The sequence below is a fragment of the Streptomyces sp. AB3(2024) genome (assembly GCF_041862025.1).
GTDB lineage: Bacteria > Actinomycetota > Actinomycetes > Streptomycetales > Streptomycetaceae > Streptomyces.
The window spans coordinates 1-9,500 of record NZ_JBGWAB010000198.1; the positions used below are offsets into that span (position 1 = coordinate 1).

Genomic DNA, 9,500 nt, shown 5'->3' on the forward strand with positions numbered 1-9,500 from the left:
GTCCGGACACGGACCGTCCGGACACGGACCGTCCGGACACGGACCGTCCGGACACGGACCGTCCGGACACGGACCGTCCGGACACGGACCGTCCGGACACGGACCGTCCGGGCACGGACCGTCCGGGGCCCGCGCGCCACGCGGGCCCCTGCTGATCCCTAGCGCCGCCGGGGGGGTGCCGAACGGGGCGGCGCCGGCGCCGGGACGGGCTTGGCGGACGACGCCCGGCCGGCCCGGACCCGAATTCCCCGGGGCCCGGGGCCGTGTGGCGAAAGGACGGCCCCCTGCCGGGTGGGAGCGGTGCCGGGCGGGGGATCGGGGTGGCGGAGCGTGGTGGGGAGGCGGAGCCGGGCAGGACGGGGGCCCGGGGAGGGGGCGGGGCGGGCGCCCCGTGACAGGACGCCGGGCGGGTGGCAGGATCGCCCGCATGTTCCGCGTACCTCCCCGTATCTCCCGGCGCCGCGCCCTCCAGGGCCTGGTCGCCGTGGTCGGTGTGCTCGCGGCACTGCTCTGGTGGCTGAACCCCTTCGGGCAGCCGAAGCTGAAGGGGGACCTGACCTTCAGCACGGGCGTCCGCACGGGCGTCTACCACCGCTACGGCCAGTTGCTGGAGCAGGCGCTCGCGAGCGACCTGCCCGGGGTCAAGGTGCGGCTGGAGACCAGTGAGGGATCGCAGCAGAACCTCCAGCGGGTGGCCGACGGGAAGGCCGACTTCACGGTGGCGACGGCGGACGCGGTGTCCAAGTACCGGCTGGACGGCAAACCGGGCGCGTCGCGGCTGCGCGGGGTCGCCCGGCTCTACGACGACTACGTACAGCTGGTGGTGCCCGCCGGCTCCCCCGTGCAGTCGGCCCGCGACCTGCGCGGCAAGCGGGTCGCGGTGGGCCAGGACGGTTCGGGGGTCCGGCTGATATCGGAGCGGCTGCTGACGGCGGCGAAGCTGGACCCGGCGAAGGACATCACGCCGGTCTCGATCGGCATCGACACCATGCCGGCGGAGCTGGAAGCGGGCCGGATCGACGCCTTCTTCTGGTCGGGCGGCTTGCCGACGAACGCGGTGCGCGAGCTGTCGGAGCGTTTCGACATCCGGCTCGTGCAGCTGGGCGATCTGGTGGAGCGGCTCCAGGCCAGCGGGAGCCCCGCCCGGTACTACCGCCCCGCCGTGATGCCGCAGGACGCGTACGCGCGGGCCCGCAACACCTCGTCGGTGGCCACCCTGGCGGTGCCGAACCTGCTGGTGACCCGCGAGGACACCAGCGCGGCGCTGACGGAGCAGTTCACCCGCACGGTGATCCTCAGCCGCGACCGGATCGGGCACGAGGTGCACGCGGCGCAGCTGGTGGACCTGCGGACGGCGATCTACACGGACCCGCTGGACCTGCACGAGGGGGCCCGGCGGTACTACCGCTCCGTCAAGCCGTAGCGGCACCGCCGCCGGGCAGCAGCATCATCGCGGCGGCGGCCGCCCCGATCAGCCCGGCGTGGGTGCCCAGTGCGGCCGGGACGACCCGCAGGTCCCGGACGAAGGACAGGGTCGCGTACGAGGCCAGGTGGCGCCGGACCGGTTCGAAGAGGGTGTCCCCGCTGGCGGCGACGCCGCCTCCGATGACGGCGATGTCGGTCTCGACCAGGGTCGCGGTGGCGGCGATGGCGGCCGCCAGGGCGCGGCCGGCCCGGTCGAAGGCGGCCAGGGCCACCGGGTCGCCGGCTTCGGCGGACGCTGCCACGCCGGCCGCCGTCGGGTCGGGGCCGGTCCAGCCCTGCTCCCGGGCCCAGCGGGCGATGGCCGTGCCCGAGGCCAGGGATTCGACGCAGCCGCGGCCTCCACAGGCGCACGGCTCCCCGTCGAAGGCGACGCTGATGTGGCCGATGTGACCGGCATTGCCGGTGGGGCCGGTGTGGAGTTGGTTGTTCAGGATCAGGCCGCCGCCGACACCGGTGGAGACCACCATGCACAGGGCGTTGGCGTGGCCCCGGGCCGCGCCGAGCCAGTGTTCCGCGGCCGTCATCGCCACTCCGTCGCCCGCCAGGACGACCGGGATCCGGGCGCCGCGCGCCCGCAGTTCGGCGGCGACCCGGTCCTGTACGGGGAAACCGCGCCAGGCACCGATGTTGACCGGGCTCACCGTGCCCCGGGACGTGTCCACCGGGCCCGCGCTCCCGATGCCGCACCGTACGGTCTGCTCCCACATCGGGGCTCCGGACAGGTCCGCGACGACCTCGCCGACGGCCGCCATGACCGCTTCGGCGTCGCCGGCGCGCGGGGTCGGGCGGCGGGTGACGGCGGTCATGCTGCCGTCGGGGTGGACCAGGGCCCCGGCGATCTTCGTGCCGCCGATGTCGATCGCCACGGTCGGTCCTGTGGCCGCGGCGACGGTGCGGGGCGCGGGGAAGGCTGAGGTGGGGCTGGTCACGGTGGGCGCTCCTGAGAAGGGTCGGATTTCAGTATGCGGCCGGTGGCGGGGACGTACTCTCGCGGGGTTCGAGCCGGGGCAGCTCGCTCTCCCGGGCGCGGGGCGGACCACCGGCCAGGACGGCCAGGAGTTCCTCGGCGGCGAGCCTGCCGAATCCGGCGGTGTCGCGGACCAGGGCGGTCAGGCGGGGGTGGGTGACCCGGCACAGGGCGGAGTCGTCCCAGGCCACGATCGAGAGCCGGCCGGGGACGGGGATGCCCAGCTCGGCGGCGACGGCGCTGCCCGCCACCGCCATCACGTCGTTGTCGTAGACGAGGGCGGTGGGCGGCTCCGGTTCGGCGAGGACCCGGCGGGTGGCGGCGGCGCCCTCGGTGTCGGAGTAGTCGGTGGGCACGGAACGCACCTGCCCCGCCGGGAGTCCGAGCCGTTCGGCCTCGGCGCGCAGCGCGGCGATGCGGCGGGCGGTGTGGGCCAGGCCGGGCAGGCCCGCGATGTGGACGATGCGGCGGTGGCCGAGCCCGTGGAGGTGGTCCAGGACCTCGGTCATGGCGCGGGAGTCGTCGGCCCAGACGCGGGAGACGGCCGGCCGGCCGCCGCTCTCGCCGCCGCTCTCGCCCCCGCTCTCGCCCCCGCTTTCGCCTCCGTCGCCTTCGCCTTCGCCGTCGCCGTCGCCGCCGATCAGGACCGCGGGCAGGCCGAGTCCGGCGAGGAGTTCCGGGCGCGGGTCCCTCGTACGCGGGTCCACGACGAGGACCCCGTCCACGCGGCGTTCGGCCCACCAGCGGCGGTGGACGGCGCATTCGGCGTCGATGTCCTCGACCACCTGGAAGAGCAGCGCGATCCGTTCGGCGGAGAGCACCTCCTGGATGCCGGAGACCAGTTGGAGGAAGAAGGACTCGACGCCGAGGGTGTGCGCGGGACGGGCCAGGACCAGGCCGACGGCGCCGGAACGCTCGCCGGACAGGGCGCGGGCCGCGCTGTTGGGCTGCCAGCCGAGCTCCTCGGCGACCCTGCGGACCCGGGCACGGGTCTGCTCGGACACCCCGGGGCGGCCGTTGAGCGCGAAGGAGACGGCGCTCTCGGACACACCGGCCCGGCGGGCGATGTCCTTGATGGTGGGTCTGCGGGCCATGCCTGCCTCATCCCTCGGTGACGTGGACTGCGATGGGCGGACCGTACGCGATCCTGCCCTGACAGGCCGCTTTCACCGCCAGCCAGTACCTCCCGGGGGCGGTGGTGAGGGGCGGGGCGATCTCGAACGAGGGCTCGGCGGGGCGGTCCGGCCGCACGCACAGGGGCTGCGCGGCGGGCCCGGCGAGCCGCCAGGTGCCGTACGGGGAGGCGAGGTACGCGGTACCGGTGAGGGCGCTGCGGATCCCGGTGCTGCCGACCCGGACCCGTACGCGGACCCGCGCGCCCGGGGCCACGGTGACCGCGGGCCCGATGACCCGGACCCAGAGCCGGGCGGGAACCGGGCCGCCGGGGACGGTGACGGTGAGGACGTCCTCGAACTCCCCCTCCGGGGTGGCGGCGAGGACCCGGACCAGGTGCTCCCCCGGGGCCGCGCCGGGGTCGGGCCGCACGGTGAGGGGGATCCGGGCGTGGCCGCCCGGCGGGAGCTCCAGGGTGCGGCGGGTCCAGGCGGGCCGCCAGCCGTCGGGGGCGCGGACCTCCAGGGCGACGGGGCCGGCCGCGGCCCCGTGCGCGGCAACGGTGACGGTGGCGTCGGCGGGGGTTCCCCGGCAGGTCACCGTCCAGGGGGCGTCGCCGAGCGGGGCCGTTCCGGTGTTGTGGAGCCAGTAGCGGCTGAACACGGGCTGGATCGGCTCGCGTTCGCCGGTGCGCGCGGGCATGCCGGAGGGGGTGGGGAGCAGCAGGGTGGTCGTGGCGGCGCCGTCGACGCGGCCGCCGAAGGGGCCCAGCGGCCGGTCCAGGAGGTCGGCCTCGACGGCGCCGCCCTCCGGCTCCGGTGACCGGGCCACGACCGGGAAGGCCGGGCGGCCGTGGGTCTCGCGCAGCCTGACGGCGAGGTCCGCGCCGCCCTCGGCCCTCTTCACCGCCTCGACGAGGATCCGGTCGGCCGGTTCCACTGCGAGGAGGGACCGGGCGGGCGGACGCGGCCCGGGGCCCGGGGCGGCCGTCACGGCGGTCAGCGGCTTGTTGAACTCCCGTCCGCGGCGCGGCAGATCGGTCTCCCGCCAGTCTCCGCGGCCGGCGACCAGGGCGTGTTCGAAGACGTGGGTCCAGTGCTGGAGCTGGAAGGAGCTGCCGTCGGGGGTGGTGCGGCGGGGCGGGTCCATCCACTCCCCGCTGGGGCGGCCGGTGCAGGAGCGCAGCAGGGTGCTGTGGAGACGGCCGCGGGTGTCGATCGCGAAGCTGGGCGTCCCGCGGACGAGGACCCCGACCGTCCGTCCCGCGTACGGCACTTCGCGCGCTCCGGCCACCGGGGCCCCGCCGGCCGCCGCGGACCGCGCGACGGCTCCGGGGCGGTCGCCGGAACGAGCCGGCGGCGGTGGAGCCAGGCGGCCCGTCGTGGTCAGGTCCGCGGCCAGCCGCCCCGGCGGCCCGGTGTGCACGAGCACCGGCAGGTCGCGCGGGCCGGTCAGGTCGCAGCCGGGCACCCACAGCTCCCGCAGCGGGGCCCGGGCGGGGATCCAGGCCCGCGCGTGCTCCCGTAGCGCACGCCCGTACGCGGGACCGGCCGAGGCCAGCACCGTCGCCGTGAAGGGGTTCCGCCCGGGGCCCCCGAGCGCGATGCGGAAGTCCGGAAGGCTGCTGTCCACCGCCAGGTCGCCCCAGCGCGGCCCGCCGGGCCGGGTCGGGGTGGCCGTGACGCCGAGGCGCCCCAGGGCGGTGACGAGCTCCCGCAGGCCGGGCGGATCCACGCCCTCCGGCAGCACGATCTCGCAGGCCCCCAACGCCCGGCCGGCACCGTCGGCACCGCCGCCGTCCCCCGGCCCGGTGATGGGCGCCGACAGGGCGAACCAGTTCAGGCAGGCGCTGTCCAGGGTCCACGGCGCCCGGGTGTGGTCGACCCCGGCGTCCGCCTCCGGGAAGGCGAAGCCGCGTCCGACGGCCGCGGCGGCGGTCTCCGCGACCGGCAGCGCCCCGGGCACGTCGGCGGGTATCCGCAGCCGCAGCAGCGTGTCACTGCCCTCGAAGTCGACGCGGGTGGTCAGTTCGACGCGGTCCAGGCCGTCCCACAGGGTGGTCACTCGGGTCCAGCGGACGGGACCGGTCCGCCCCTCGGAAACGATCCGCGAGCCCAGCGGCCCCCGCTGCGCCCGGCAGGACCGCGCGGGCGCGCCGCCCGAACCGGTGCCGGGCCCCTTGGGCAGCAGGTGCCAGGGCCCCTCGCCGAAGTACGGGTGCTGCGCGTGCTCCTCCTGGACGACCAGCTCGTCCACCTCGCCGGGGGTGAGGACCTCCTGCCCGGTGGGCCGGTGGAGCAGCCGGGTGAGGCCGCCGCCGCGCTCCGGGTCCGCCTCGGCGCGGAAGAGGCCGTTCTCGATCGCGGTACCGGCCGCGGGCCCCCACCCGCCGGAGAGCGGCTCCGGCGAGGCCGCCAGCCACCAGGTGCGGTGGCCGAGCGGGGGCACGTCCGCGGCGAGGAAGACCACGTGCGCGTCCCCGCCCCGCACGGCCTCCAGGTGGACGGCGGCGGCGCGCCCCTCGGCGTCGAGCACGGCCAGGCGGGCGGCCCCGTCACCGGTCAGCCCCACCGCGGCCAGGTCCACCCGGGTCCGCACGAGATCGGTCCGGGTCCACGACAGCGGGTTGTGCACGGTCACGGCGAGCGGGCCGGGGCCGCGGGTGTCGGCGGCGGCGGTGAGCGCGGCCAGCGCCTCCTCCCGCACGGCGCCCGCCAGTTCGTGGGCCTCTCGCCAGGTGGGAAGGAGATCCAGGTAGACCTGGTCGGAGAAGGTCCCGGTGACGGCGTCGTGGTGGGCGGCGTGCAGCAGGTGCCGCCACGCCTTGGCGAGGGTGTGGCCGGGGTGGGTCATCAGCCCCTCGGCGCAGGCGAGCGCGGCGAAGACCTCGGCCTGCTCCAGGAGGTTCTCGGCGGCGCGGTGGGCCTGTTTCACATCGGCGTAGCTGACGTCCTTGCCGGTGTAGACGGGGCCCATCTCCCGGGTCACGGGCAGCGGCCGCTCGCCCCGTGCGGCGAGTTCGGCCCGGACGGCGTCGAAGTGGGCGCGCGGACCGGAGTGCTCCATGCGCGGCCAGCGGTAGCGGCGGTTCCAGGCGTGCTGGACCTCCAGGCCCCAGCGGTGCGGCCAGGAGAAGTCGGTGCCCATCGGGATCAGGACGTTCTTCGTGGCGGCGGCGGGGCGCAGCAGTTCGTAGAGCTCCAGCAGCCGTTCGGCGGCGGCTCCGGCGTCCGGCGCCCGGTGGGAGGGCCAGCCGGCGGAGTAGTGCGCGGGCAGGTAGTGCAGCAGCAGGCCCTGGCCGCCGGGCGCGATCCACTCGTACTCGGCGGGCAGTTGCATCGCGGCGGGCGGTCGCAGGGCCTCGCCCCAGGCGTCCATCATCGGGCCCCACTGGTGGTGGGGGCCGCGGGCAAGGACGGCGGAGTCGAGGCCGCAGCCGGCCATCAGGGCGGGGAAGGAGGGGTCGTGGCCGAACACGTCGAGCTGCCAGGCGGTGCGCGGGTCGGCGCCGAGGGCGGCGCGGTGCAGGGCCAGTCCGTGGACGGCGCTGCGGACGGTGCTCTCGGCGGAGGTGAGGGTGGTGGAGGGCTCGTTGTAGGTGCCCCCGACGATCTCCAGGCGGCCCTCGGCGATCAGGGCGCGCAGTTCGGCGCGGTCCTCGGGGTGGGCGTCCCAGTACGGCTTGAGGTAGTCGGTCTCGGAGAGGACGAAGTGGTACGCGGGGTCGTCGCGGGCCTGTTGGAGGTGGAGCGGGACCAGGGTGAAGGCGGGGACTCCGACGTATTCCCAGGCGGGCCGGGGCGCGCCGGGTGCGGGCGGGGCGTCCCACAGGGCGGTGTAGGCGGCCTGGGTGTTCCACCACAGGGGGTCGTAGTGGAAGTGCGGGACGAGCCGCACGGTCCAGCCGGGTTCGGCGACGGTGAGGGTGAACGGGAGCTCGGCCAGGGTCCGTCCGTCGGGGGTGGCGACGCGGGCGGTGGCCGGGATCCGGGTGCCGGGCGGTGCGCCGGCGGTGTGGACGCCGACCTCGACGCCGGCCTCGGCGGTGGACCCGGCGGTGGACCCGGCGGCTTCGCCGGCGCGCTCCTCGGCGGTGTCGGCGCGCAACAGGCGGGGGTGCGGGGTGTGCAGGCCGGGGCCGTGCACGGTGACGTGCAACGGGCCTGCGGGGCGGCGTCCGCGGACGCGGATCCGTACCGCCTGCACGGGGGATGCGGGCGGGCCGACGAAAAGGGCCGGGGTGGTCACGGACGTGACCGAAATACCGCTGTCCATTTGTGCACCCTTCCTCATGCGGCCGAAGACGAATCCACTAAACCGCATTAGCGCACTCAGGTTCCTCACCCACAGCCCTTCTGTCAACGGGACTGAAGCGCTTAAGCAGCACCGCACGCGCGGTGATCGGAATGGCGGCCGTGAAGGCCCTGTTGACTTCCCCGACGGGGCGCGGCAGCTTATGCGCATCCGGTGAATTCCCCTGAACTCCAGGACCTTTCATGCACCAGGCGGCCCCCCGAACCCTGCGTTTCGGCGCGAATTACACCCCGACCCGGGGCTGGTTCCACCATTGGCTGGACTTCGACCTCGACGAGGTCAGGGCCGACCTCGACTCCATCGCCGCGCTCGGTCTGGACCACGTGCGGGTGTTCCCCCTGTGGCCGGTGTTCCAGCCGAACCGCACCCTGATCCGGCCGCGTGCCGTCGAACAGCTCGTGGCGCTCGCCGACGCGGCCGCCGAGCGCGGCCTCGACGTCAACGTGGACGGTCTCCAGGGGCACTTGTCCAGCTTCGACTTCCTGCCCGCCTGGACCGGGACCTGGCACCGGCGCGGCATCTTCACCGACCCGGAGGTCGTGGCCGGACAGGAGGAGTACCTGCGCACCCTGGCCGCCGCCCTCGCCGACCGGCCCAACTTCCTGGGCATGACCGTCGGCAACGAGATCAACCAGTTCTCCGACGCCCCCCACCCCGACCCCGACCGGATCACCCCGGCACAGGCCGCCCGCTGGCTGGAACGGATGCTCGCCGCCTGCGAGCGGGGCGCGCCGGGACGGCTGCACCTGCACGCCGAGTACGACGCCGCCTGGTACCGGGAGGGCCACCCCTTCACCCCCGCCCAGGCGGCCCGGATCGGCGGGGCCACCGCCGTGCACTCGTGGGTGTTCAACGGCACCGCGCAGCGCCACGGCCGTACTGGGACGGCCACCGAGCAGCACGCCGCGTACCTGATCGAGCTGTCCAAGGCCTGGGCCGCGGATCCGCGCCGTCCGGTGTGGCTCCAGGAGGTCGGGGCCCCCGCGCCGCTGGTCCCGCCCGAGCACGCGGCGCGGTTCACCGAGGCCACCGTGGCCGCCGCGCTGGACTGCCCGGACCTGTGGGGCGTCACCTGGTGGTGCTCGCACGACGTGTCCAGGGAGCTCGCGGACTTCCCGGAGCTGGAGTACGGCCTCGGGCTGCTCACCAACGACCGCCGCGCCAAACCCGTCGGCACCGCCGTGTCCCGGATCGCCGGGGCCTGGCGGGGCCGGGAGCACCGCCCCGCCGTACGGTCCACCGCGCTCGCCCTGGACGCGGGCGGGACCGGGACGGACGAGGCGGCCCCCGGGCGGGCGGCCTGCGCCCCGGGCGGCGCGTTCTTCGAGGCCTGGGCGGTGCTGGCGGCTCGGGGGGTGCGCCCCGCGGTGGTCCTGGAGGAGCACGCCGGGGACCCGGCCCGGCTGGCCGAACGCGGCATCACCGAAGTACTGCGCGTGCACGACGTGATCCGACCCCCTTTCCCCTCGTGAGGAGCCCGCATGTCCGAGACCGGCAACGGCGCCGATCCTCGTACCGCCGCCACCGCGCCCCCCGCCCCCTCCCCCACCGCCGCGGCGGCCCGTGCCGCACGGCCCGCCGCACGGCCCACCCGCCGCGCGGTCCTGGCCTCGGGTGCCGC

The 9,500-nt window shown here is 76.0% G+C and carries 5 protein-coding genes; 2 read left to right on the forward strand and 3 right to left on the reverse strand.

Annotated features, from left to right (window positions below; translation table 11 throughout):
- The first annotated feature begins 427 nt into the window (after window positions 1-427).
- Window positions 428-1,423 (forward strand): TAXI family TRAP transporter solute-binding subunit, encoded by a 996-nt coding sequence (locus ACEPPI_RS38195; RefSeq protein ID WP_373919858.1) that lies wholly within the window; start codon window positions 428-430, stop codon window positions 1,421-1,423.
- Here ACEPPI_RS38195 and ACEPPI_RS38200 read toward each other — a convergent pair.
- The 3 genes from ACEPPI_RS38200 to ACEPPI_RS38210 are packed head-to-tail and all read right to left on the reverse strand — an operon-like array spanning window position 1,413 to window position 7,840.
- The gene (locus ACEPPI_RS38200; protein WP_373919859.1) at window positions 1,413-2,414 is read right to left on the reverse strand and encodes an ROK family protein; all 1,002 of its coding nucleotides are present in this window, start codon (window positions 2,412-2,414) and stop codon (window positions 1,413-1,415) included. The genes ACEPPI_RS38195 and ACEPPI_RS38200 overlap by 11 nt on opposite strands.
- Window positions 2,415-2,442: 28 nt before the next feature.
- Window positions 2,443-3,546, reverse strand: a complete 1,104-nt coding sequence (locus ACEPPI_RS38205; RefSeq protein WP_373919860.1) for a LacI family DNA-binding transcriptional regulator — start codon at window positions 3,544-3,546, stop codon at window positions 2,443-2,445.
- A 7-nt stretch (window positions 3,547-3,553) separates the two neighbouring features.
- On the reverse strand, window positions 3,554-7,840 hold the full coding sequence (locus ACEPPI_RS38210; protein ID WP_373919861.1) for an NEW3 domain-containing protein: 4,287 nt from the start codon (window positions 7,838-7,840) through the stop codon (window positions 3,554-3,556).
- A gap of 221 nt (window positions 7,841-8,061) precedes the next feature.
- Between ACEPPI_RS38210 and ACEPPI_RS38215 the strand changes: the two genes are divergently transcribed.
- Window positions 8,062-9,351 carry a glycosyl hydrolase gene (locus ACEPPI_RS38215; RefSeq protein WP_373919862.1) on the forward strand — a complete coding sequence of 430 codons (1,290 nt, stop codon included), beginning with the start codon at window positions 8,062-8,064 and terminating at the stop codon, window positions 9,349-9,351.
- Window positions 9,352-9,500 lie beyond the last annotated feature (149 nt).